The following is a 24,577-nucleotide window of genomic DNA, read 5'->3' as shown; positions in this document are numbered from 1 at the left end:
TCAGTGACCACACGACAAGCCCAGTACCTACGCCAAGCACGGCCACGCCGGAACCGACGCCCTCGCCGACGTCTGGGGTGACCCAGATCGGGGACTGGAGCGTGGAAGTCCTCGAATACAAACCCGATGTCACCGAGTATTTGACCACCTACGACCCATCCGTAAAGATCACGATCGAGGGCCACCGGTTCCTGGGCATCAAACTCCGCGTCACCAACACCGGCAACGAACGAGCCCACGCCTACGGAGATCTCGGAGAACGCCTCGACGGCATCGAGAGCGGGAGACCAGCCTTCGAACCGTACTACTTCGATGTTGGTACTCGCTACGAAGGCGACGACTACCTTTCAGATGTCCGCTACCTAGAACCAGGCGAGTCCGGGGAAGGCTGGCTGTTCTACCAAGTCCGTGGCGACTTCGACCTGACCACCATCGAAATGCAAGACATGCGCGACCCGAACAACGAGACACCCTGGACCAGTGTCCCCTTCCCCGCCCCAACAGAGACGACGTCAACACCAACCACCACCCCATAACCCCAGCTCGACCTCCCGTGACCCCGCAGCCACACCACGATCAGACGTGCACGCTACTACTGAAAAGGGACGCTAGCTTCTCACACCCTGCAGCACCCAACCAGTCACAACCGAAGAACGATAACGACCGACAACACCGATCAGAGCGGAGACCCCATGACCACACCACCAGCGGCCGGGCCACAACCCAACGGTACGGACCACCAGTTGCACACAACCGTCACGCCGGGTACGAACGGCCTACCGAACACAGCGACTTCACATGCCGCCAGGCGGAGTCTGCCTGGATGGGCGTGGGCACTCGTCGGCGCCCTCATCGTGATCGCGGTGGTGGTCACCGGGATCACGATCGCTGGACGCAGCCACACTGCGCCGACACCACCAGCCACTAGCAGTACAACCGGCCCCGCTCCCACGCCGACCACCCCGGAGCCCACCACGGTCTCGCCCACCTCCGGGGCGACGCAAATCGGGGAGTGGAGCGTGGAAGTCTTAGAGTACAAGCCTGATGTCACCGAGTATTTGACCACTTACGACCCACCCGTAGAGATCACGATCGAGGGTCACCGGTTCCTGGGCATCAAACTCCGCGTCACCAACACCGGCAACAAACGGGCCGACGCCTACGGAGATCTTGGAGAACGCCTCGACGGCTACACCAACGGACACAAACTACACGAACCGTACTACTTCGATGTCAGTACTCGCTACAGAGGCGACGATTACCTTCTCAATCTTCCACTGTTGGAGCCCGGCGAGTCTGGGGAAGGCTGGCTGTTCTACCAAGTCCGCGGCGACTTCGAACTGACCACCATCGAAATGCAAGACATGCGCGACCCGAACAACAAGACACCCTGGACCAGCGTCCCCTACCCCGCACCAACAGAGACGACCTCAACACCAACCACCACCCCATAACCCCAACCAGCCACGAGCATCCCCACCTGCCACAACCACAAACACACAACAACCCACGACTACGGCACTCGAGTAGAGCGGAAACCCCGTGACCACACCGACCCCGTGACCACCATGCCGTTCGTTGGTGTTGGTGGTTGAGGGGTTGGCGTGTTGTGGGTGGTGTCTGTTTCGATGCGTTGGCGAGCGAGTACAGGCAGGAGGCGGGCCGTTGCACCGCAGCGGTGTTTGTTTCGGTGGGTGGGTGGGCCGGTGGGTCACTGGTGGTGGTAGGCGAGCCGTTGGTCTGTCTGCATGCGCGAGTGGGGTGATGCGCTCTGGTCTGCCCTAGACAGGTCGGTTGCGGGTGGGCGGGGATGAGACGGGTACGGTCATGATCGTTCATCGCGTGACTCGCCGGGTTGGGTGTCTCGCGGTGTTGTCTGGGTGGTTGTCTTGTGTGGTGGTTGACATGCCGTCTCATAGATCGTCTCATATTGTGGAAGGTTTGGGTGTGGTGTGGGTAACTCGTCGGCTGTCATGCCGGTCGGCTGGGCGTGGCATGTACGCGATGATGCTCCGCGTCCAGGAACGGGACGGGCGTGTCGGGTTTTTGGCGTGTTCACAACGATTCAGGGCGTGGTGCTAGTAGCCCGATGGTATCCTGCCCACCACCCCACACGTCGTGTTGTGTGGGGTGGCTAGCATGGGGTGGTGTGTGTTGTCAATGGGTATTGATACCCATTGGGTTGGCTAGCGGGCCGGGCGGGGGCTGGTTAGGGTGAGGAGCACGTGACACCATTGCGCTCGCCTCACTTAGTGTGAGCACACCGGTGGTCACACTACACAAAAGAACAAACACGAATGCGACAACTATGTGAAGGAGTGTGTGGCCGTTGTCTATCAACACTAACCAGCTACGCGATGATGGTGCGATCCGGGAAGGCGCCCAACTCGTGGCCTCAGCTAAAGAAGAACTCACCGGTGAAATCTCCCGCCTAGAAAACGAAATCGCTGGCTGGGCCAGCGCCTGGAAAGGCTCGGGTGCTGCCGCGTTCATGAACTTCCAACAAAACTGGAACACGCGAGTGAGCAAACTCTACGCCGTGCTCGACGAGTTCTCCGCCAACCTGACCGGCACCGCCGCCCAAGTTGAAGACACCGAAGCCGACGTGTCCTCCTCCTGGGGAGAAATGCAAGGCCTCCTGGGCGGCTAACCCCGCAGTGGCCCGGTCGGTGTCTTCGCACAGGTAGCCTGCACATCACACACAGCTCACCTGCACCAGGACAGCCGGACAGGCAAACACACACCAATATGACAGATACTCACTCGTAACCCATACCGTCCGCTTAGCCTCGCGGCATGCCGGGCATGGACTATCACTTGTATAGTCCAGCACCCTGGACGACGGAAGTGGTCGTGGTTGGCAGGCCGATCAAGTCAGACCATCGGGTCTTGGGCCCGTGGCAGATGACAGCGAACTGATCAGGGTTACCAGTGGGCCCACCACTACCGGTGGTGGGAGAGTAAGGAAAGAACAACGAACCCATGATTCAAGTCAATTTTGAGGGACTACAGTCCGGCTCTTCGGGCATGTCCAGCTCGTACTCGCGTATCGATGATATCTTGAACAACCTCGAGTCCAAACTCAACGGTATCCGGGAACGCTGGGACGGCCATGCCCAAGCCGCCTACTCCGAAGCCCAAGCCCAATGGGACAAACTCGCCCAAGAACTCAACGAACTCCTCCGCGCCGCCTCACAACGCGTGGCCACATCCGGCCAAAACTACCTCCAAACCGACCAAAGCGCAGCCAACCGCTTCCGCTAAACACCCCGTGTGGCCCCACCCCCGGGGCCACACACCACCCCACAACCACACAAGACCACGTCCGCTTGCGGTCGTGGTGCGAGTTGACGCATTGGCACCAGTCAGTGACGCGCATAGACGCCTACCAGTGGCATAGGCACATACCGGTGGCCTGCGTTAGCGCTTATCGGCGGGTTGAGAGGTATCCCGTAGTCCACGTTCCTTCCGCGGGACCACTGCTCAGCCGTACGCTCGGCACCACCGCTGGGCACTCCCCCGAGGCCCGGCACTCCAGAGACTATCGGCCACCGACTTGCCCACATATCCAGACATCGCGAATCACCACAACCAGCAAGAAACGAGACCAGTAATGGCAGACCTCGAACTCGACCCCGAAAAACTCACCGACACCATGAGCTGGCTCGACGGCGTCGTCCACGAATTCAACGACCTACGCTCGTCTTACGAGAAATCACAAGCTGAGGATTGGACCGAGAACGAGGTCATCGCCTTCTACCCGCCAAATTACGGCGAGACTAACGGCGAGACCGCCACGGCCATCCGCGACACCGAACGTGACCTGACCAACGCACTCGACGCTCTCCACATCGCCGTCAACGCACTCAACGCCATCGACGAGGACACCGCCACCACCCTCAACCTCACCCCCGAAGCACTCCAAGCCTACCTCGACGAATGCCTCACCCGAATGGAACAAGGCGTCCGAGCAGGCGGAACCTACACCCCCATCCCAGACATCACCAACTACACCGACGACTAAACAACCACACAAGGCCGAAAACAACTCACCCAAAACCAAAACCAGGGCCACTATCCTGGGGCCATGGCAAAGAAACGTCGTGGATCGCAAAACGGGAGCATGGCAACAGGAACCGCAGCGCTGGAACTGCTCAGGGTCACCGGCACTCCGCATGAGACGATCACTGTCCAGCATTCCCTGCACCAGAAAGCAGGCTATGCCTTGGACACCGCTCAAGTCCTCGGTGAAGACCCGGCGTGCATCTTCAAAACTCTCATGGCACAGGTCGATGGCAATCCGGTTTGCGCCGTCGTCCCCGCAAATGCAACCCTCAACCTCAAGTCACTTGCCAAGGCAGCCTCCGGAAAGCACGCGGCCATGCTGGAATCAGCAAAGGCTGAACGTCTCACCGGATACGTCACCGGTGGCATCTCGCCTCTTGGTCAAAAGACCTCATCGCCGGTATACATTGACGTTTCTGCACGGGAGCTCCCCCACATGTATGTCTCCGGCGGGAAACGCTCCCTCTCAGTGCGCCTTGCGCCCACCGATTTGGCGACACTCACTCACGCGACGTTCGCCGAGATTGCCGATCAATCACGCCATTTCTAGCAGCGTTTGCCCTTCTGCCGACTTGCTTTACCGACGAGCGCCGAATGCTGGCCTGTTCTGCTGCCTGCCTTGCTTTGTTCTCCTGCCTACATGGAGACCTCCACCCCCAAAGATACAGCGTTTGCTCTTCTTTCGGCGCCGCTTCGAGTCCCCTCCCACTCCTCTCATCTTCCACTCCTCTCCTCGTGCAGCACAGCCCACACGACGGACCAGCGGCCGTACACACGCCGCCCAACACTCACAACCGCGACGATCTCAATACCTCCGCCGACACCCACCGCCCCACGTTCCCATTACCGCCGAATTCGGCTATCTTTAATGTCAAGCTAGTCAACCGACTGGCGGTAGGCCGAGAGAAGGAGGTCGTTTATGGACATATTAGACAAGGCCAAGGGTGTTCTGAAGAGCGAGCAGGTGGAGGAAAAGAGCGACCAAATTCTTGATAAGGCCGAAGCCCTTGCTTCGAGCAAGCTCGGTAAGGATAAAGCTGACACCGTCAAGAAGGTTCGCAACGCCATCGACGAAAAGATTGGCAACGAGGGCAACTAGCCCCGCCTGTCTGTATCGCCAAGGTCATCCCTTGGCCGGAGGGTGCCGATTGGAGACAGTCGGCACCCTCTCTCGTCGCAGCGCAGCGGTCGCGTTCGCTGCGCTAGAGTGGTCGCGTTCATCGCACCGCAATAATCACGGCAACCACAACCGCGACCAGCACAATACCAGCGAGGACCGGCATGATTCGCCGCTTGCGTGGCGGGAAATAGTCCGCCCCGGGCACATATCCACCGAAGTCATAGCCGCCCGAATGCTGACGTGCGGAAGTCTCACCAGTGGTCTCGTCGTCGTGCTGCCCTGTTCCCGGTTCTGCTCTCACTGGTTACGCTCCCTTCACTGAACGGCGGCACCGCACGTGCCAGCGGCTCCAAGCGAACCTCACCTGCATGACCGCCCTACCTGCAGTAACACCGTTTTACCACAGGTAAAGTACCCGCTTGTGCTTTACCGGCAATCTCCTAATTTGACGCGTCAGGCGACATGATGCCGACACCTCACATAGAAGACACTCCAACGCACTTAACGCGTTCTTCCACTGCTCTGTATGAGGTTACTCTGCGGCCCCTCCTCCAACACTACCGGATCCAGCAACCAGGGTTCGACCCGCAACCCTCCCGGTACGGCCTTCTCATCCGGTACCAAATTCTCACAGAACTCCTCTGCGCTGCGCACACCGAGCATCCCCAACGACTGAGCCAACAGTTGTATGACGTCTGCCGGAGCCCATCCGAAGCCCGCTAACTGCCTCAGAGTCACCGCTCCGTCACGTTTCGCCAACCGTACACCGTCAGCGTTGTATACCATCGGCACGTGCACATATTCGGGTGTCGGCAAATCAAGAAGTCGTTGCAGATACACTTGCCGCGGTGTCGATGCCAATAGATCATCGCCGCGAACAATCTGCGTGATCCCATCGGCACCGTCGTCGAGCACCGAAACAAAGTTGTAACTATACACACCGTCGCCCCGACGGATCACGAGATCGTCAACTGCTCCCGTATAGTCGCCGACGACGGCGTCATGCACAGTCAGGGCACTCACATCACAGCGCAGTCGCATAGCCGGGCCGCGTTGCATTCCGGATAGCTTTGCGCGGCCCACCTCGCGCTCTGCGTCCGTCAGATTGCGACAGGTTCCCGGATAGGATCCCGGCGGGCGGTGCGGAGCGGAGGCAACCTGCGCTAGCTCCTTACGGGTGCAATAACACTCGTACAGTAGGCCTGCATCGTCCAAGTCGCGATAGGCGGCCGTATATTCCGCTTGGCGTTGCGACTGGTAGATCACCGGACCGTCCCAGCCAATACCCAGATCCTCCAGATCGGCGAGCTGCCGGGCGGCGAATTCCGGGCGAGAACGTTCGTCGAGATCCTCCATCCGCAGAAGGAACTGCCGCCCGGAACTCCGAGCACACGCCCATGCCAGAAGAGCGGTACGCAGGTTACCCAGATGAAAGTCGCCGGTGGGCGACGGCGCAAAACGCCCGGCCACGCTTAGTGCCCGCCCGATCCCGAGCGGCACTTGCCCGGCCCACGCTGCCGCGAACCATCAACCGCGCCATGCTGCCACGCGCAGGCTGCGTGCATCGCACTCCACTCCCAGAGCAAGACCATGTCCGGTATGCGCACGCACTCAGGCAAGCGACCCCATCGGATCCCACGCGGGCAGCATGATCGGCTCCTCGTCTAGAACCGCCAGTAACTCAGCGGAAAGCCGGGAGCGATGCACCGCAACCTCGAATACGTGTTGGTCAAACCAGGAGTCATTCATGGTGAAAAACCCCTTATCTGCAATATCCTTGCCCCACGAGTTCTCCACTCGCCACCGTCGCGGTTCGCCATTCACCAGGTCAACGCCGGTGAACACCATGGCATGGGTCATCATGGCCTCGCCGAATTCCAACTCTTCCGCTTTCGTCATCTCCAGGTCGATGCCATAGGTACCCTCGTAGTCGTACAGGTTGCCATCCCAGATGCCACGCTCGCGGTCACACTGCTTCGAGGTATCACATCCCATCCACACCGGCTGACCATCCTGCAAGGTTGCAACTGTCGCAGAGCGGATAACCTCGACTGGCACGTTCAGGTATGTCACTGGCCTCGCCCCCACCACGTTGCCGAGGCGATCAACCGTGAAGAGGCGGTTCATCGGAGAGGTCTCACGAGGATCATTGACTAAACAGACGTATTCATCCAAGTCCGGCACATACAACTGTGCAAACTCCTGTGGTGTCACTTCACCGTGGCGATGGAACTTGCCGTCCTTATCCTCCCACTGCCAGATGAACGACGTCGGCGGCGTCCCCAAGTGAATGGCAAGCACCCGGTACACCTGTTGCATAACTGAGGTCTTTACAGCATGTGCATCATTGCCGTCGGCCACGGCTTTCCGCACGTCACGCGCACCGCGCCGTAGCAACATCTCCAACGTTCGGTTCATGTTGTGCGTATTCGACGATGACTCGGTCTCCGGCATCGCATACTTTGGCACGACCCCGTACTTCTTCACCAATGCAACGAACATGTTCCACTGGCCTCCGTCGCCAATTGGATCCGACAGCAGGTAGTGAACGGTACGGTCGTCAATATCGCGATCCGCGAGCTCGATCATGGAGGTTAGGAAGTAGTTGGCCTTCTCCAGTTTGTCCCAGAAGTGCTGGTAGTTCTGGGAGAACTCGAAGGACTTCAGCCCGGTCGCCTCATTGACCGCCGGTTTGAAAGCATTCAGGCCGGAGAACAACCAGCAACGCCCGGATTTCTTTTGGTTGGTTGTTGCCCAGGTGTCCACCTTGACCGACATGGACGGATCGATTGATGTGACAATGCGACGGTCCATTGCGACCTTGGTGACCGGCGTTTGTGTGACAGCGTTTTGAACAATACGTGCCGCGGTATCGGCATCAAATTCTTGGGCGAATGTGCTGAGCATGTCTGGGCTCAACGATTCATCTGTCATGTGTCCTCCTTTTCAACCTGTCCCATGCTACCCGGGCATCGGTGTGACGTGATACTCGGACGAGCACTCAGTCCAGGCAGCGCACATAACAGCACAGAGGTGCGGACCGGTCTCCCGATCCGCACCCCTTGAGTTACTGACCCATCGCCTCCCAAAAGCTACGACGAGCCTTCGATAACCGCGAGCCCGGCACTACCGCCGATAGGCCGCGACGGAATCCGAACCGTCACCGTCCCAGTCACCGGCTAGTAGGACATCGCGTGCGCTACCAAAAGCGAAGACAGCATCGGCGTTTCCACCGGTCAACGCATCCTTTCGCAACACCGTGTTGTTCCGAACAACGGAGATGCCATCCTTACCGTCGCCGTCAAAGTCGGCGACCAGCGGCGTATCGGTAGCCCGCCCGAACACGAACTCCGTGGTGGCGGCTCCACCGGCGAAGTCGTCACGCAGCAGATTAAGTGCACCACGCCGAACGCCAACGGTGTCAACGCCATCACCGTCCCAATCACCGACCATGCCGACGTCGCTGGCACGCCCGAAGCTCACGGTCCGAGCTGCCGCCCCACCCTGATCAGTTCCTGCGGCAAGGTAGAAGGTATTACCGCGCTTCACCGCGAGTTCATCCTTGCCATTGCCATCGAAATCACCGACTAGGGCCTGGTCACCGGCACGACCGTAGTTGATGGTCCATGTCTCCGAATCCGAACGGTTCGTTGCATAGAAGATGTACTTGTTACCAGAACGTACGACCGGCGTATCGATGCCGTCACCATCCCAGTCGCCAACCAGCACTTCGTCGCCGGACTGCACCTTCATCCCCAACTCGGCCTTCGACGTCGCGAAATCGTTGCTGAAGTACAGGTTGCAGCTTCCGTTCGCGATGCACTCATCGGCAATGGGCTTCGCATCTGCATTCGGATCTTCCGGTGTCGAGGTGATCTTCAGTCCCACCTTCACCGGATCGTGATCCGAAGAGCGATACGGAGATGCGTCGTAAAGCTGCTTCACGTTGTAGTTGTAGCGCGAGTACTCCAAGGCAATGGATTCCATCGCATTGATGTTCCACACATCGGCACCCGTCACCATTGCGAGGGCGGACTCGTTCGCCATCACGTGATCAAGCGAACCGACCAGGCCGCTGTACTGGTACGAGTAGTCGGTTACTCCCTGCGCGAGCGCAACATCCGTATATCCGGCTGCCTGTAGCGTCCGCATCGGGTCCTCCGCCGTGTAGGCATTGAAGTCGCCCACTAAGAAAACTGGGACATCCGTAAACTCGGAATCCACCCACTTGGCCAGTGCTTCGGCCTGCGACACACGCAGTTTGTTGTTATTACCCTGGTATGTATCCGTGTCATTCGGGTAGTACGAAGAGAGTGATCCCTTGGATTTGAAATGGTTCACGACGACGACGAACTCCTCGCCGTATCCGTTGCCGTCCGCGTCCAGAGCCTGCCACCGCTGTGCCAAGGGCTCACGAGCCAGCCCTGTGAAAACGGCTTCACCCACCAACACCTGCGACTCACCGACCGGCTTGACCTGCGCCTTCTGGTAAATGAAGGCAAGGCGAATAACGTCCTCGTTCGCAGGCAGGTTCGCAGCCGACGGAACGTAGGCCCACCGCTCATAACCCGCGTCTGCGTTCAACGCATCCACGAGCGCGGCAAGAGACTCGTCACGCTCATGACCGAAACGGGATGACGTTTCGATCTCTTCCAGAGATAGGACGGAGGAATCCAGCGAGTTGATCGCCGCGACAATCTTCTCCTGCTGACGCTCGAAATCTGCGGCCCGGTAGGCGCCACGCACATCGCAGTTATTCGTGGTGATGAGGTTGCCCTCACGGTCTGCATATCCCTTGCAACCCGCCTCGTTCTCACCAAGGTCAGTGAAGTAGTTCAGCACGTTGAAGGATGACAGTGTGATGTCGCCTCCCACATCGGACGGCTTCTCCGTGCGGGTGTTGGAAAAACTCACGTAATCGCTGGAACGGTCACCGTCGACGCCGGTCACCGGGCCGGTTGGTTGCAGGTTCCATTGGAAACGGTAGTCCAGGATCATCGGCTGCTTGAGTGTCACGGCAGCACCCACCCGCATCGGCTCCTCCAAGGAGATGTACGGAACGGGAATATCGGTACGTGCACTGTTAGAGCCGGTGTACTGCCAGGAGATACCGTCGTCGAGGGTGATTTTATTCGCCTCGTTCTCAGCGGTCAGGGCCGCGATTTCATCCGGATTTTCGCTCGGGTTGTACTTATCGGAAGGCTGACGCAACGGTTCCGTACCGAAGGCAAGACCAATCTGACCGTAACGATTAGTGGAATAGTTGTCGGTAACAGTCAGCGGGCCCGCCACTTCCACCAGCATGCCTTCAAGCGCTTCCTTGCCCTGCTCATCGGCGGGGATGCGCTCAAGCGTTACCGGCGTCGGCGCCTCGACCTGCTCGTCTACTTTGCTGTGTGCGTTGACATTGATCTCGGTCAGTCCGTTGTACTCAGTGACCGAACCAGTCACCTCAACGTAGTCGCCGATCTGCACTGCGGTCGCGAATGCGGAACTGTAGGCGAAGACGCCGTCCGAGATACCGTCGTCGTTGGTACCTCCGGTTCCGGGGGTCTGAATATAAGCGCCGTTGAAACCACCGGTCGGGTACACCGCGGTGACAACGCCGCGGGTCGTGACGGTCTTACCGACCAAGGGCGACTGTGCTCCCGAACCTTGAATATCGGCGATTGGGGTGATCTCGCTGGCCGGATCCGTTGTCGGATCGGTGCTCGGCTCGTCCGTCGGCTCTGTACTCGGGCCTTCGCCCGCCGCGTTCTGCGGACTGGGCGAGACCATGGAGAAGTCATTCAGATTCGAGTCTGTATCGACGCCGGTCTCGTTGCGTTGCCAGGCCAGCGGGGTGGTGTTACTGCCAGTGCTCGTAGCTGCGGCACCTTCGAACAACGGCGAGGTACCCCAACCAACAAAGTCGACCACACCCTCCTGTCCGGCAACGTTTCCGGTCACGGTGATGGAGGCAGTCGACTGCAGAAGGCCGAGCCCACCAGCGGTGCCACCGGGCTGAACATTGGTCGCCTGCAGATCAGGTGTGGGCAGCTCCCCACCGGTGTTTCCGTTCGAACCGAGTTGAATGAGGAAGTAGCCCTGCGGAGCGACCGTGCCCGCCAGGTCCACTGAACTGCCGGCCTTGCCCGCCGTTGAGAATTGCTGCAGTTTAAGACCCGCCAGATCGATCTCGGCATCCGTCGGGTTGTACAGTTCAACGAACTTGTTCTTGTAAACGGCGTTGGCGCTGCCACCGCGCGCGTACACCTCGTTGATGACGATGGCATCGCCAGCGGGGGTCGCGCTTGCGGGCACGGTTACCAGCGGTACGGCAACCATTGCTCCCGCCACTGCGAGCACCGCCGCGCGGCTCAGTCTTTTGAGTCTCACGTGTGTGTCCCTTCTTTCAATCCGTCTGCGTGTGACGGCTACCAGTAGCACTACATTACGGGTATCAGTGACAAAAGGCACACAGAACACGGAAATTACTTTCCTAGATCCGTGGCGCGCCGCAGAAAACTCCTGGTCATAGAGCAGAAGGAGAATCGGGCCGTTCCGGCTTTTCTCTCCTTACTTGTGTTCCCTGGCACCGGCGAGCCCTCTATCGATGACCTGCTGCACAAGATCTCCATAAAGAACAACGACTCTCTGCGGGGACAGAGCCACCGCATGCTCAAGGCGTGCCACATAGCGCAGCAAAACCAGCCCGGCGATAATCGACTCGATCTGTGCCACACACTCCCTGCGAATCGTGGTGTGGCTGGGCAGAATTCTCTCCGCCACTTCCTCCAACCGACGTGACACCGCCACCATGTAGAGTTGCGCGACTTCTATTCCGGACACGAGTGTGGAGAGTATCTGCTGTCCGATGTCACCTTCATACACCGCAATGAGAAAAGTGACGAGACGCCGCCCGATTTGCCTGGGACCACCGGCCAAAATGAAGGCGGCCATCGCATCGGTGTCCATATCGAAGCCCATCGCATCGAAGAACAACTGCGTCTTGGAGCCGAAATAGTGGTGTATCAGGGCAGGATCTACTCCTGCTTCCCGGGCCACGGCCCGCATTGACGTTTCGATGTAGCCGCGCTCCATGAACAACCGGTGCGCCGCCGTTGCGATTACACCGCGCGTATCCGGCGATCCAGGCCTTCGTCCACGCCGAGTCATAGTGCCAACCTACTGCGTCTTCTTACAAAGTCCTAGTGTGAATCTGCCGCATCCACTCATCGAGTCCGGCTTGCGCCGCAGCCGCCACGGGGGCCGACGGCTGCGAATCTACCGTGTCCACCACTCATCGAGTCCGGCGCTTGAGGGTCATGGTGGCCAGCAAAAGGGCTATTGCCGCAAATGCCGCCACAACGCCGAGGCTTGTCCAGTAGTGACCGGTTAGAGTTTCCGACGACGCAACCACATCAAGTGCTTCCACCGACCAACTGGCTGGCATGAAGTTGGACAGCGCACGCAGCCAACCGGCCATATCATCCCGACTCCCAAACAGTCCGCACAGTAGAATCTGCGGGATAACGAATACTGGCATAAGCTGGACCGCCTGGAACTCACTGCGGGAGACGGCTGATGCAAACAGGCCCAGCGCAATGCCCACCATGGCGGTTACCAAGGAAAGCAGGAGAACGAAGGCGAGACCGCCGACCAACTGCATATCCAACACCCAGTAGCAGAAGCCGGTCATAAGCGTCGACTGCACAACGGCCAACAGCCCAAAGGCTGCGGCATACCCGAGGACGATGTCACCGCGCCGAATCGGAGAGGCCATGAGTCTCTCCAACGTTCCCGAAGACCGCTCGTGCACAGTGGCGACCGCGGTGAGGAGAAACATAAGGGTCAGTGGCAACACAGCCAGCATTGTGAGTTCGATACGGGAGACCAGCGGCTCTTCGCCGTCGAACAGTTCATACAGCAACCAGACGAGAACCAAGGGTACGACGGCGACGATTGCCAGGGTTCTTAGATCGTGCCGAATCTGATGCAAAACTCGGTTGGCAGTGGAAAATGTGAGCCTCATGCTGCCTCTCCTTTGATCAGAGCGAGAAATGCCGCGTCAAGAGTGCTGGTACCCGTCCGGGAGCGAATCTCATCCGGAGTACCGCTGGCGAGGATATGCCCCTGCCGGATGAGGATGAGGTCGTCGCACCGATCAGCTTCGTCCATCACATGCGAGGAAACAAGGATTGTAACGCCGGTTGCAGCCCGCCCCCGCAGAATGTCCCAGATGCCCTCCCGCAACACCGGGTCAAGCCCAACTGTCGGTTCATCCAGAAGGAGCACAGGCGGGTCTCCGATAAGTGCACAGGCCAGTGACACTCGCGAGGCCTGCCCGCCGGAGAGATCGCCGCCCAACTGTCCGGCGACGCCTGCCAGATCCAGAGTCTCGATTAAGCGGTCGATTGCATGCCGATCAGCGCCTGCTATTTGACTCCAGTACGCTAGATTCTCCCGCACCGTAAGATCGGCATAGATCGAAGAAGCCTGCGTCATATACCCGATCTGCCGGGAGGCGTCCCGGCTCCCTGCAGGAACTCCATACACGGTGACTTCTCCCGACTCGATGCGTTGCACTCCCGCAATAGACCGAATGAGAGTGGATTTTCCTGAGCCGGAAGGGCCGAGCAAGCCCGTAATCCTACCCGGAGCAATATCAGCAGAAAGACCCGGCAGGACGAGGGTGCGCCCCCTCCGAACGTGCAGGCCCCGGATACGCACCGACGCCGTCGTCTCTGCTTCTGTTTCTACTGCTCTGGTAACTACTTCTCTCGCCATGCGACCAGCATAGGAAGAGCACGCCGAGCTAACTAGTGTTGATGAATTTCTGGGCAGTCAAATCTGCCCGGAACATAGGGCATTGAAGAGAGCCCGCGGCTACTGATGAATTTCGTGAGTGCCAGGGCGGTGCCGACGTCGTCCACTTCAGCGTGTCCAGTCTCCGAGAGCTCCTTCCAGAGCACCTAGGCACGCATCAATGAGCGAATAGCGATCATCGTCCGGACAGTCGGCATTGGCCCAGGCCAAACACGCCGCATCGAGGAACCCGAAATACCCCCACAGGGCATATTCGTGCCGCGGCCACGCCTCCACGCCTAGTAATTCGCGTAACGCCTCGACGTAGCGCGCGCGTGCCTCGCCCCGCACCGCGACGGCTTCGGGAGGTTCCATTCCTCCGACAAGTGGCGATGCCCAGCCCTGCGGATGCTCAGCGATGTAGGTCAGATAGATCAGCAGCGTTTCTCGCACCTGCTCGCGGGCAGATACATTCCCAAGCCGATCAACCGCCTCGCGCTGTGCGGCGGCGAGTTGTTCAATCTCGCTGCGGACAACCGCCGCATATAGCTGGGCTTTGGAACCGAAGTAGTGAAATATCAACGCCTGCGAGGTAGCCGCTCGCCGGGCGATGGCCGCCACGGAGACCGTGGAATACGAGCCACTGGCAAAAGCTTCGCGCGCCGCTTTGAGGATCGCCGTCTTGCGTTCTTCCACGTCCATCCGACGACGCACGTGGTGGGGAGCGCCGTTGTCGGGACCCTCGTGATCGTTGGGGCTCATACCGCAAGCTCCTCTCTTCCGGACCGGCATACCCACCGGTGGTTCGGTAGACCGGCTCGCGCAGTTCGTCGTGCGTTGGTCTTGTCCATGCGTGTTGGCCTACTTCCAGCTGCCGATGTGGCTCATGCGTGTCGCCACAATTCGCCGTGTCGCCACGGATTCCTGCGCGGCGGCACGATTTGCTGTACGGTGGCGTGATTCTCCGTGTCGCCATAATTCCTGGGAGCACGGTTCCTCGTGTCGCCGCCGTTCAACTACCTGCAATGGTTCCACATTTCCGCCGTGAACCTCATATCCCTGCGCATGCTTCTAGCCCCTTGGTCGAGTTCGCAGCATCCCAAAAGTCTGCGAGTTAGATCACATTCTCAGTTCTGTTGGAGGTTAACCTTGGGTACAGCCGGAGGCCTCAACGGTATGGTCGTCGGCGCCATACATCGCACACTTCGTCCTCTGACCTGCAGTAACGCGGTAACGCTACCATCGCAATGCACAACATCTCATATCGGTTGCACTTCATCCGGCTTCCTTCCGGGAGTCTGGTGATCCATTCCGCAATCACCCAGCGTCTGTTATGATTCATTCACAGCGGAATACCTGTTCTAGTTTTCTCACTGCTCATTTCTCACTTCGGAATAGGAGACTCATATGGGTGACATTAGGCTCGACGTGGACCAGATGGAGAATCTGCGCGCACATCTGCTCACTGTCGGAGACGATCTGAGATCGGGGACTTCTCCTCAGGTTCCGGGATCCGGTTTGGGTTTTCCGAGTCTGCAGGATTCTGCGGCCACTTTTGGCGAAGCACACCAGGAACGTGTTACGCAGGCCGCCGCGTGGTGTGAGAAGACAGCCGACGCGGTGGACTACACGGCGAAGTTTGTAGGCCAGACTGACGAGGATGTGGCACGTGACTGGGCGCAAAGGAATTCCGTCCTCTCAACGCTACCCCCGGGTATCTCGCCCTTCACCCCCGGTCTTGTCTTGGCAGTTCCGGCGCAGCTTGCACGGGCACACGCCACCGGGGAATCGCCCTGGTCACAGATCTTCACCGGCAACGATCACCGCGACCACTAGGAATGCCTCATGTCGTATTTCAGTAACTTGATTGGGGATGTGCCGGGCGACCCGGCCGAGGTGGCCCGCTATGCGCGAGAAGTCCGCACGGCCGGGGAGGAAGCCGAGCAGGCCCATGGCGATCTGCGCTACGGCGAACGGATGACTCCCGATTGGTACGGCGCATCTGCCGACGCCTTTCAGTCCGCCATGTCCGAACAGAAGTCGGCCGTTGCACGCTTAGAAGGAGGCCTGGGGAAGGCGGCGAGCTCCCTGGAGAATTACGGCTATATCATGGCCGAGTACAAGCGACTCGCGGCCAATGTGCAGGCCGAGTTGGAGGCGCTGGATGCGCAGCTCGCCAGCGCCTCGGCATTGGAGTTTGTTCCCACCTACCTTCAGCTGCTTCCGCAAGTCACCTTTCTGCTGGAGGATTACAATCGGTACCTCACCTCGCTGGAGGAGGCGGCCGAGCAGTGCGGTGCCGAGTTGCGCAACTCACTGGATATTGAGCCGGTCAACTACAACGCCAGTGGTGTGGATGTCGGTTCACAAGAGCCCTTGAGCCAAGAAGACATTGAGCGAATCAACGGCCAGTTGCTACACATGGATCCGGAAGAAATCGAGCAACACATGATCGGAGACTGCACCTATCTGGCCAGCTTGGCCTCGGTGATGCAGTATCCGGAGGGGCGGGAATGGCTCGCCTCCTGCATTACTCCGCACTATGACGCTAGTGGAAAGCAGGACGGCTACCTGGTGACGATTTATGACGACCCCCTGAACCCGGACGCCGACGCCGAGCAGCAAGTGCTCGTCACCGACATCTACACCAGGGGTGCTACAGGACGCAGCTACCAGACCAGTGTTGCATCGATTTTCGAGTCCGCCTACGGTCAACTGCACCCCGGCGGCACCCTGGGCGGCCCAGCCGGTATGAGTGGCACCTCCGGCCCCGAGGTATTGAAAGATATCACCGGCATGGAGGCTACATCAATCCTCGGCTCAGGCAACGCTTATGGGGCCGCCGAGCGCGCCGAGATTATCGACGCTAGCAGAAGCCACCGTCCCGCCATCGCTTCGACCACCGTCGTTCCAGACGGCACTTTCGATAGCGACGGCAAAGCGCTTGTTACTGCATCTTTACCGGATGGAAGCCAACAGGAGATCTACCTGTACGGCTCGCACGCCTACACCGTCGTCTCTGCCGACGCCTCTGGTGTGACGCTTCGCAATCCCTGGGGGCGAAATGGAACTCCAAGCGGCGACGATGCGGACGGCACCTTCCACCTATCTTGGGCAGAATTTGAACAGTATTACGGCCAGGTCGACATAGGAACCATTCCATGAAGCACCCCACCGGCATTCTCATCCCCATTCAAGAGAACACTCTTCTTCATCTCGGCGTTGCCCCGAACGGGCCCAGCTACACCGTATCCGGCGTGCGGGTTGAGCACGGCACCCAGCAAGCACATATTCGGAGCGGGAACGGTCGCGCTCGTATCGACCAGACCCTGCAGGTCGGAGAGTCGGTTACCCATCCCAGAGTCGGGACCTTCACCTTGGTGCATATTCGCGTGCATATTCGCACTCCCGGCCGCACCGGGGGAGGTGGGATTGCCACCTTCGCCTTCGAACCCGCACCCGGATTCACCATCAACCCTGCACTTCTCAGCTGACTAGTCGCGGAGCACATCTTGAAGAAAGAGGCGAATCATGAGACGCACACTGACCGCCCTGGCCGGGCTCCTGCTGGGCCTAGCCGCCTGCGGCTGGCAGGCCAGCCAGGAGACCACCCCGAGCACACCCACCAGCTCAACCACTACCCCGGACCGCACACCAACCACCCCACCCACACCGATCACAATCCCACCGGACAAGGCCGCCTGCACCAACGGCATACCTTTCGGCATCAGCGAAGGAACCCGCTCCCAGCTTAGCGTCCCCCCAGACGACATGAGCTACACCGTCTCTGGCGTGCGTATTGAAAACGGCATCAGGAGAGCCAATATCAGCGGCGGCAACACCGCCAGCGGCATCAATCAAGACCTTCAGGTCGGGGAGTCTGTCACCCAGCCCGGCGTCGGTACCTTCACCCTTGTCGGCATCAACCCCTGGACCACTACCCCACGACCTACTGGTTTCGGCGGCTCGGCAAGTTTCTGTTTCGAGCCCGAACCCGGATTTGAGATCGACCCTTGCCTCGTGAAGGAAATGTTCACCGGAGAGACCCTCCCGCCGAATATCCCCTCACCAGCCGCAGACGAACCACGCTGCCCCGACCCAACCGACGAACCATAAGAACCATGAGAACCATCAGACGGACACTTACCACCCTGACCGGGCTCCTATTGGGGCTCGCCGCCTGCGGCTGGCAGGCCAGCCAGGAGACCACGTCGACTAGCTCGGCCACCACCCCGGACCACACACCAACCACCCCACGCACACCCATCACCATCCCACCAGACAAGGCCGCCTGCACCAACGGGATCCCCGTCGGCCTGATAGAACGGACCCGCTTCCAACTTGGCGCCCCCCTGACACCGCCAACTACACGGTCTCCGGCGTGCGTATTGAAAACGGCATCAGAAAAGCGACGATCAGCGGAGGCCGCAAGACCGACGGCATCAATAAGACGCTCCAGGTGGGGGAGTCCGTGTCCCATCCCGGAGTTGGTACCTTCACTCTCCTCTCCATCACCCCAGAAGAAGATGATCGCGATCCAGAACTCATCGGCTCTGGCGGTTCCGCCGGTTTCTGTTTCGAACCCGAACCCGGATTCGAGATCGACCCCTGCCTCCTAAAACAAATATCAACCCGGCAAACCCTCCCACCCAACATCCCCTCACCAGCAACGGACGAACCACGCTGCCCCGACCCAACAGACGAACCATAAGAACCATGAGACGCACACTCGCCGCCCCCACCAGCGAACCAGAGGAATCCTATAAACCAAACCCCACCAACACCTGACCGTCCGACCACCAGTTCCGCACGTCATTCTTTCCTCCCCCCTATCCGCACGTTTGTCTTTTCTCCTCGCCCACAGTGCGCTACACTCGAAGTGTTATTGAGTCGCAGTCAATAAGGATGGAGCTGGTTGTCACATGACTCTTCTAACCGACGGTATCTGGTGGCACGTATACCCCCTCGGTGCGCTCGGCGCCCCCATTCGGAATCGCCCAGCAGAAGCAGCCCCAGAAGTCACACACCGGTTTGCACACTTGGAGGCGTGGCTCGACTACGCCATCGAACTCGGCTGCTCCGGCATCCTCCTCGGCCCAATCTTTGACTCTATATCCCATGGGTATGACACCCTCGACCACTTCCGGATTGACCCGCGCCTGGGCGATGACGCCGATTTCGACCACTTCGTCAGCGCGTGCCAGCAACGGGGGCTATCTCTTATGCTCGACGGCGTTTTCAACCATGTGGCAGCCACCCATCCACGCGCGGACGAACTGGTCTCTGACTCCTCCGGCTGGGAGGGACACAGCGAACTCGTCACTCTTGACCACTCCAGCGAAACAATCCGCGCACTGGTCACGGACGTCATGCTTCACTGGCTTCGCCGCGGAATCGCCGGCTGGCGGCTCGACGTCGCCTATTCCGTACCTACCGACTTCTGGCGCGATGTTACGCAGCGAGTGCGATCTGAATTCCCCCGTGCGTTATTCCTCGGGGAAGTCATCCACGGTGACTACGCAGGGTTCATACGCGAAAGCACTCTTGACACACTCACCCAGTACGAACTGTGGAAGGCAATCTGGAGTTCACTCAAAGAGGCCAACTTCTGGGAACTGGAATGGACGTTGCGGCGCCACAACGAACTGCTAGAAACCTTCATCCCGCAAACCTTCATCGGCAATCACGACGTCACACGTATTGCTACCGAGGTAGGAGAGGAGAAAGCGGCATTAGCCGCAGCAATCCTCTTCACTCTACCCGGCATGCCCTCCGTATACTACGGGGACGAGCAGGGTTTCCGAGGCCGCAAGTTGGAAAGCTACCACGCCGACGACGAAATCCGCACCCCCTTGCCCGCATCGCCCGCCGAGCTCTACCCACACGGCCAGTGGATGTATCGGCTCTATCAGGAACTCATCGGCTTACGGCGGCGCCATCACTGGCTCGCAAACGGTCGAGTTGAGGTAGTCGGCAAAGATAACCTGTGGATCGAGTACACGATCCATCCGTCCGATGGCACCAGCGGGGGCCTACGGGTGCGCGTCCAACTCGACCCACGCCCCGAAGTCTGGATTGTCGACGACGTCGACCTGCCCGAGGCAACCGCAGCACCGTGGGATGCCGCTCGCGCATCCCTCTTCCACTGGGCAGGTGCCTGAGTTTCGTGCTCCCGACGTGCACATTCTGCGCATTGAGGAGCCGTGCGCAGCAGATACCAGACTCGGTCACCCTTGCTCACCGCAGCAACGCAACTGCCTCGCGGATCCGTTCCTCGCTCGGGCAGGTAGCCGGGCCATAGGCGGTGGTGGAAAGTGCACCGGCCACATTTGCCCAGCGCAGAGCCTCCGCCAGGTCCATGCCACGTGCCAGAGCTGCGCACAGCACTCCCGAGTGCGCATCACCTGCACCGTTGGAATCCACCGCCTGAACGGGCAACGCCGGAACATGAACCACTTCCCCGCCGTCGACGCAGTACCAGGTTCCCAAAGAGCCGACCCGCACTAGCACTTCCCCCAACTGGGCCGATAATGCCCGCGCCAGAGCTGCATCCGGAGCCGCCACTGCATCACCACCGCTCCGTGCCGCTGCCCCAGCCTCCGCAATCCCCAGACGCTCTGCCAAAATAGCTGCTTCACGTTCGTTCACCGACCACAGCGCATGCAGGTCGGCGATTTTCTCCAAGGCATCCAGCGGCGCCTCGCCGACCACCGGAGACACATCGAAAACCACGCGGCAGGGCACAGTTCCCGTCAACCGTTCCACCAAACGTTCCAAGGACCTGCGATTCCCGGAGTTCTCCAAGGAGTAGCCGCTGATATACAACACGTCCTCTGCCTCGAATATGAGGTCGTCAAAGGCGGCAAGCGGGTCGCGCGTCTCGGCACCCCGGGTGGAGATAAAGGTTCGCTCGGCGTTCGCATCCGTGATCGCCACGCAGTAGCCAAGGTCACCCGGCACATAGGCACCCACATGCCGCGCGCCGATGGCGGCAAGCGCCTCAACCGCAACCTCGGTGAAGGGACCCGATCCCATAGTCCCGGCAAACAATGTCTCCACTTTGAGCTGCCGCGCGGCGTACAGCACGTTGTAGCCGCCTCCCACGTGCATGCCGGCGTCGTCGGCAAACACGTCACCGCCCGGTTCCGGCAACGCCTTCAACCGCAGCGTCAAGTCAATAACAACCTGTCCGGTATGAATCACTCGACCCATCGATACTCCATTCGCTCAGCGATGTCCCGCGCCGCCGCGAGCCCATAACGATCACCGACAAAGCCCAAGGCCATGTCAATACCCGCGGAAACACCCGCCGAAGTGTAGTACTTTCCGTCGGCCACCCAGCGAACACCGCGAACCCACTCCACCGCCGGATGTCCATCCGCCACCCAGTGGAAGGCTCTCGTATTCGTAGTCGCCTTTCGGCCGTTGAGCACACCAGTTTCCGCCACCAGAGCCGACCCCGTGCAGACACACAGTACGTAGTCTGCTTCGTCCACCAGCTGCCGCAACGCGGCAATGAAGCGCGCATCTTTGATGATCTTCCGGCTGCCAAGGCCTCCCGGAACCAACACAATCTGGCCGCGCGCCACTGTATCCAGCGCCTCTGTTTCCAAGCGAATCAACTGGCGGTTGGTAACAATGCCGCCCGCAAGCGAAACATAGCGCAGGCGAAAGTCTTCGACGTCACCCAGCACTTCAACCGGTCCGAACACGTCCAGTGCCGTGAAACCTTCGTACAGCACGATATTGATATCAGTGCGACGCCCCGCTGAAGCCGCCGCTGAGGCATCGGCGTGCGTCCACGAGTGCCGAATATCCTGCCCCTCCGTCACCGCACGCCCGCCTTCCGAATCGCCATCAGCCCGTCACGAATACCCACCAGATCGAGTTCCGATTGCGCGACGACGGCGCCCACTTCGCCAGCCGGCAGCCCACCGGTGCCGGTTCCGGCTCCAAGAATTGCACCTGCCATTGCGCCGATGGTATCCGTATCGCCTCCTAGTTCGGCGGCACGGCACAAGCCTTCCAGCGGCGCATCAGCGTACTCGCGTGCCAGCACCAATGCGGCCGGAATGGCCTCCGTTGATTCAACGGATGTCCCGACGACGTCGCGCAGGAAGTCTGCCAATTCGGCGCCATGCAGGGTGGAACTGGCATGCAACATCACTTGTGCCCGAGCGACTACCGAGGCATTCGGTGCCCACCAGCCGTAGCCCGGCAGTGATGCCACCACATCGAGCGCGATATCTATCGCCTCCGGCACATCCGCACCATCGATCCCAGCCGAGACTGCGGCGGCGACCAGAGCCGCTCCCTCCCATCCCTGCCGAGTGTCGTGTGTAACGACGCAGGATTCGTGCACCGCAGCGGCGAAGGCCTCCCGATCAGCGAGCGAGTAGGCGATGCCCACCGGCGTGACGCGCATGGCTGCACCATTCGTGGTACCGTACCGTCCGGTCTCATTCGGATCGGCTCCCGCGCGAACCTGCTCCAATGCGGCCTTGGTGGACGGTCCAAGCAGATCCAGCGAACCACGCGCCCGCATATCATCCTCCCAGGCGAGCAGCGTATCCGCGTAGGCCCGGGAATCAATGTGCCCACGCCCTGAGAGCAAGAGATCGGCAAGCAGTAACGCCTGCTCGGTATCGTCGGTCACCGATCCGGCGGGCATCCCCGGCGCAATGGGTTGCGTGGCGACGGCGTCGCGCAACCCGGTGATTTGCCCGTAGGCATCGCTGATCTCCCGCGGACTCATCGATTGCGTCGGCATACCGAGGGCATCACCGAGAGCAAGACCCTGCAACGCGGCGAGGGCTCTATCGGCGGCTGTTTCGGCGACGACATTCCGTTGCGTCTTCGAAGTTTCGGTGACCATATGACATCCCCTATCGCTACCACCACAACTGTTCCACATTCTTCCTGATCGTTCCTTGCCGTGCATAACGCAGCCCGGCGCGTATAACGCAAGCTCTCGCCCGTGACGCAAGCCCTCGCCCGTGACGCAAGCCCGTCATGCATAATCCCGCCCGGCGCGTGTAACGCGACCCGGCGTCCCGTTTCATCGCCCTCCGAGGCAATCACCACACCGAGCATCAACGCCTTGTCCGATCAGTTCTCGAAGGTGCTCAGCGTGGGCCCCGATCCGCTACCCTTACTGCGTGCAGTGTTCCTATTTTGATCGCGGTTCATGCCACTCATGCACACGAATGGGAGAGGCCTACGCCGCACAACTCGCTGCCAAAGACTCGGCATTGCGCGACGCACTCGCCCGGTGGCCCAACCTGAACTGGCTGCCCCCATTCGAAAGTGCCGAGTCACACTTCCGCAATAAGGCGAAACTCATGATCGGCGGCACTGTGCAGCAGCCGACCCTGGGAATCCTTTCGCCAACCTTCACCGGCGTCGATCTCACCGGCTGTGAACTCTACGAAGCTGCCGTCGCGGATTCCTTCCCCGTCCTATCCGCCTTCATACGCCGTGCGCAGCTCACCCCTTTTCACGTGCCGAGTGGACGGGGTGAACTCAAGAACATCATCGTGACTGGAGCTCCCGCCGGGCTACTCATGATTCGCTTCGTTTTGCGTTCTACTGAACCGATTGTCCGGATACGGAAACACCTGCCCTGGCTGCGCGATCAACTTCCGAATCTTGAGGTGGTCACCGCCAATCTACTTCCCGAACGCAAGGCCGTGCCGGAAGGAAAAGAGGAAATAGTTCTTGGGAGTGCCAACGCACTCCCCTTCAAGCTGGGTGACATCACCTTGTTCCTTCCGCCCCAGTCCTTCTTCCAGACGAATACCGCCGTTGCCCGGGGACTGTATGAAACTGCCCGCAAGTGGACCGATGACCTCGCTCCACGCACCGTGTGGGATATGTTCTGCGGCGTGGGCGGCTTTGCCCTGTACTGCGCACGCCCCGGGCGGCGCGTCACCGGCGTTGAGATTTCCGGCCCGGCCGTCCATGGCGCGAAGCTTGCTGCCGCGGACGCCGGGTTGAGCGACGACGTCGACTTCAGGGAGGGTGATGCTTCGCAAGCACCCTCCGGCTCCGCTCCCGAGCTCGTCATCGTCAATCCACCTCGACGCGGAATCGGGCAACTGTCCCACTGGCTGAACGACTCAAACGCCGGCGCGGTCCTGTATTCGAGTTGTAACCCGGATTCACTCGTGAGAGATCTCCGCGCCATGCCCGCCTTCACTCCCATCCGTGCCCGTGTTTTCGATATGTTTCCGCACACCGACCATGTTGAGACACTTGTTTTGCTGGTACGGAGTTAGGATCTTCCTTTCTGGGCCAGCGCCTTGTGCTAGCTGCTCTTCTCCGCCAGCCTGCACCCCTTTCTTCCCCACCAGCCAGCGCTTCCTGTGATGCTCTCACTTCGAATATTGACGCTACGGAGCGTTTCCGCCATGTTTTCGCCCCTCGCGGTGTTGTTTCATCCCTTGCGCTGTTGCCGTTCCGGGCACCGGCACTGCCCATCTGGCACCACCAATACATAGAGATTCACATGACGTCCCCCCTCACGCGGCTAATGGGATCAACCTGGGACCAAGCACCGTCCTCCCTCCTGGTACACGCGGACGTCCCCACTGTACGGGTGGTGGC

At 59.9% G+C, this 24,577-nt stretch carries 25 protein-coding genes; 14 read left to right on the top strand and 11 right to left on the bottom strand.

Translation table 11 applies throughout. From position 1 onward, the window contains the following. The 7 genes from EKN07_RS10515 to EKN07_RS10485 form a co-directional block, all read left to right on the top strand. On the top strand, positions 1-536 hold a 536-nt coding region (locus EKN07_RS10515), incomplete at its 5' end, for a hypothetical protein (RefSeq protein WP_206435720.1). Positions 537-692: 156 nt separating this feature from the next. After that, the gene (locus tag EKN07_RS10510) at positions 693-1,454 is read left to right on the top strand and encodes a hypothetical protein (RefSeq protein ID WP_126146358.1); all 762 of its coding nucleotides are present in this window, start codon (positions 693-695) and stop codon (positions 1,452-1,454) included. A gap of 875 nt (positions 1,455-2,329) precedes the next feature. Next, positions 2,330-2,650 carry a WXG100 family type VII secretion target gene (locus EKN07_RS10505; protein ID WP_164505388.1) on the top strand — a complete coding sequence of 107 codons (321 nt, stop codon included), beginning with the start codon at positions 2,330-2,332 and terminating at the stop codon, positions 2,648-2,650. Between the two features lie 332 nt (positions 2,651-2,982). Then, positions 2,983-3,264: a WXG100 family type VII secretion target gene (locus tag EKN07_RS10500; RefSeq protein WP_108715876.1), complete on the top strand. Its 282-nt coding sequence runs from the start codon at positions 2,983-2,985 to the stop codon at positions 3,262-3,264. Positions 3,265-3,613: 349 nt separating this feature from the next. Next, positions 3,614-4,024 carry a hypothetical protein gene (locus EKN07_RS10495; RefSeq protein ID WP_126146357.1) on the top strand — a complete coding sequence of 137 codons (411 nt, stop codon included), beginning with the start codon at positions 3,614-3,616 and terminating at the stop codon, positions 4,022-4,024. Positions 4,025-4,087: 63 nt separating this feature from the next. Further along, positions 4,088-4,615: a Cys-tRNA(Pro) deacylase gene (ybaK, locus tag EKN07_RS10490; protein WP_108716360.1), complete on the top strand. Its 528-nt coding sequence runs from the start codon at positions 4,088-4,090 to the stop codon at positions 4,613-4,615. 369 nt (positions 4,616-4,984) lie between these two features. Further along, on the top strand, positions 4,985-5,164 hold the full coding sequence (locus EKN07_RS10485; RefSeq protein WP_108716361.1) for an Rv0909 family putative TA system antitoxin: 180 nt from the start codon (positions 4,985-4,987) through the stop codon (positions 5,162-5,164). Positions 5,165-5,282: 118 nt separating this feature from the next. Here EKN07_RS10485 and EKN07_RS10480 read toward each other — a convergent pair whose 3' ends face one another. The 8 genes from EKN07_RS10480 to EKN07_RS10445 form a co-directional block, all read right to left on the bottom strand. Next, positions 5,283-5,486, bottom strand: a complete 204-nt coding sequence (locus EKN07_RS10480; RefSeq protein ID WP_108716362.1) for a hypothetical protein — start codon at positions 5,484-5,486, stop codon at positions 5,283-5,285. 200 nt (positions 5,487-5,686) lie between these two features. Next, a complete protein-coding gene (gene gluQRS / locus EKN07_RS10475) occupies positions 5,687-6,655 on the bottom strand; it encodes a tRNA glutamyl-Q(34) synthetase GluQRS (RefSeq protein WP_346426215.1) in 969 nt (322 codons plus the stop codon). A gap of 141 nt (positions 6,656-6,796) precedes the next feature. Further along, on the bottom strand, positions 6,797-8,119 hold the full coding sequence (locus EKN07_RS10470) for a C1 family peptidase (RefSeq protein ID WP_126146356.1): 1,323 nt from the start codon (positions 8,117-8,119) through the stop codon (positions 6,797-6,799). A gap of 192 nt (positions 8,120-8,311) precedes the next feature. Then, positions 8,312-11,563 (bottom strand): ExeM/NucH family extracellular endonuclease, encoded by a 3,252-nt coding sequence (locus tag EKN07_RS10465; protein WP_126146355.1) that lies wholly within the window; start codon positions 11,561-11,563, stop codon positions 8,312-8,314. A 180-nt stretch (positions 11,564-11,743) separates the two neighbouring features. Then, on the bottom strand, positions 11,744-12,343 hold the full coding sequence (locus EKN07_RS10460) for a TetR/AcrR family transcriptional regulator (RefSeq protein WP_108716366.1): 600 nt from the start codon (positions 12,341-12,343) through the stop codon (positions 11,744-11,746). A 124-nt stretch (positions 12,344-12,467) separates the two neighbouring features. Next, complete coding sequence (locus EKN07_RS10455; RefSeq protein ID WP_126146354.1) at positions 12,468-13,199, bottom strand: ABC transporter permease; 732 nt, start codon at positions 13,197-13,199, stop codon at positions 12,468-12,470. Next, positions 13,196-13,954: an ABC transporter ATP-binding protein gene (locus tag EKN07_RS10450; protein WP_126146353.1), complete on the bottom strand. Its 759-nt coding sequence runs from the start codon at positions 13,952-13,954 to the stop codon at positions 13,196-13,198. The genes EKN07_RS10455 and EKN07_RS10450 overlap by 4 nt, the downstream gene beginning before the upstream one ends. A 147-nt stretch (positions 13,955-14,101) precedes the next feature. After that, positions 14,102-14,734 (bottom strand): TetR/AcrR family transcriptional regulator, encoded by a 633-nt coding sequence (locus EKN07_RS10445; RefSeq protein ID WP_240611267.1) that lies wholly within the window; start codon positions 14,732-14,734, stop codon positions 14,102-14,104. A gap of 645 nt (positions 14,735-15,379) precedes the next feature. Here EKN07_RS10445 and EKN07_RS10440 point away from each other — a divergent pair. The 6 genes from EKN07_RS10440 (at position 15,380) to EKN07_RS10415 (ending at position 20,133) form a co-directional block, all read left to right on the top strand. After that, positions 15,380-15,808, top strand: a complete 429-nt coding sequence (locus tag EKN07_RS10440; protein ID WP_108716369.1) for a hypothetical protein — start codon at positions 15,380-15,382, stop codon at positions 15,806-15,808. 9 nt (positions 15,809-15,817) lie between these two features. Then, positions 15,818-17,137, top strand: coding sequence for a hypothetical protein (locus EKN07_RS10435; protein WP_108716370.1), 1,320 nt, complete (start codon positions 15,818-15,820; stop codon positions 17,135-17,137). After that, positions 17,134-17,466 carry a hypothetical protein gene (locus EKN07_RS10430; protein WP_108716371.1) on the top strand — a complete coding sequence of 111 codons (333 nt, stop codon included), beginning with the start codon at positions 17,134-17,136 and terminating at the stop codon, positions 17,464-17,466. Before EKN07_RS10435 ends, EKN07_RS10430 begins: the two co-directional genes overlap by 4 nt. Before the next feature lie 37 nt (positions 17,467-17,503). Beyond that, positions 17,504-18,088, top strand: coding sequence for a hypothetical protein (locus EKN07_RS10425; RefSeq protein WP_125482520.1), 585 nt, complete (start codon positions 17,504-17,506; stop codon positions 18,086-18,088). A 265-nt stretch (positions 18,089-18,353) separates the two neighbouring features. Further along, a complete protein-coding gene (locus EKN07_RS10420; protein WP_126146352.1) occupies positions 18,354-18,683 on the top strand; it encodes a hypothetical protein in 330 nt (109 codons plus the stop codon). A gap of 211 nt (positions 18,684-18,894) precedes the next feature. Beyond that, on the top strand, positions 18,895-20,133 hold the full coding sequence (locus EKN07_RS10415) for an alpha-amylase family protein (protein ID WP_126146351.1): 1,239 nt from the start codon (positions 18,895-18,897) through the stop codon (positions 20,131-20,133). Between the two features lie 76 nt (positions 20,134-20,209). Here the strand turns inward: EKN07_RS10415 and EKN07_RS10410 are convergent, their stop codons facing one another. From EKN07_RS10410 to EKN07_RS10400, 3 genes are read right to left on the bottom strand one after another with little or no spacing between them, the layout of a single operon-like run. Beyond that, positions 20,210-21,184 (bottom strand): PfkB family carbohydrate kinase, encoded by a 975-nt coding sequence (locus tag EKN07_RS10410; RefSeq protein WP_126146350.1) that lies wholly within the window; start codon positions 21,182-21,184, stop codon positions 20,210-20,212. After that, complete coding sequence (locus EKN07_RS10405; protein ID WP_205647246.1) at positions 21,172-21,804, bottom strand: DJ-1/PfpI family protein; 633 nt, start codon at positions 21,802-21,804, stop codon at positions 21,172-21,174. The genes EKN07_RS10410 and EKN07_RS10405 overlap by 13 nt, the downstream gene beginning before the upstream one ends. Continuing rightward, positions 21,801-22,847 carry an ADP-ribosylglycohydrolase family protein gene (locus tag EKN07_RS10400; protein WP_126146349.1) on the bottom strand — a complete coding sequence of 349 codons (1,047 nt, stop codon included), beginning with the start codon at positions 22,845-22,847 and terminating at the stop codon, positions 21,801-21,803. The genes EKN07_RS10405 and EKN07_RS10400 overlap by 4 nt, the downstream gene beginning before the upstream one ends. Positions 22,848-23,178: 331 nt before the next feature. On the opposite strand from EKN07_RS10400, the gene EKN07_RS10395 reads away from it, so the two are divergent. Then, positions 23,179-24,249, top strand: a complete 1,071-nt coding sequence (locus EKN07_RS10395; protein WP_206435719.1) for a methyltransferase domain-containing protein — start codon at positions 23,179-23,181, stop codon at positions 24,247-24,249. Positions 24,250-24,577: the final 328 nt, after the last annotated feature.

Source organism: Actinobaculum sp. 352 (assembly GCF_003957265.1).
Classification (GTDB): domain Bacteria; phylum Actinomycetota; class Actinomycetes; order Actinomycetales; family Actinomycetaceae; genus Asp313.
Note: the sequence above shows the minus strand (reverse complement) of the source record. Positions and strands in the feature narration are given on the sequence as shown.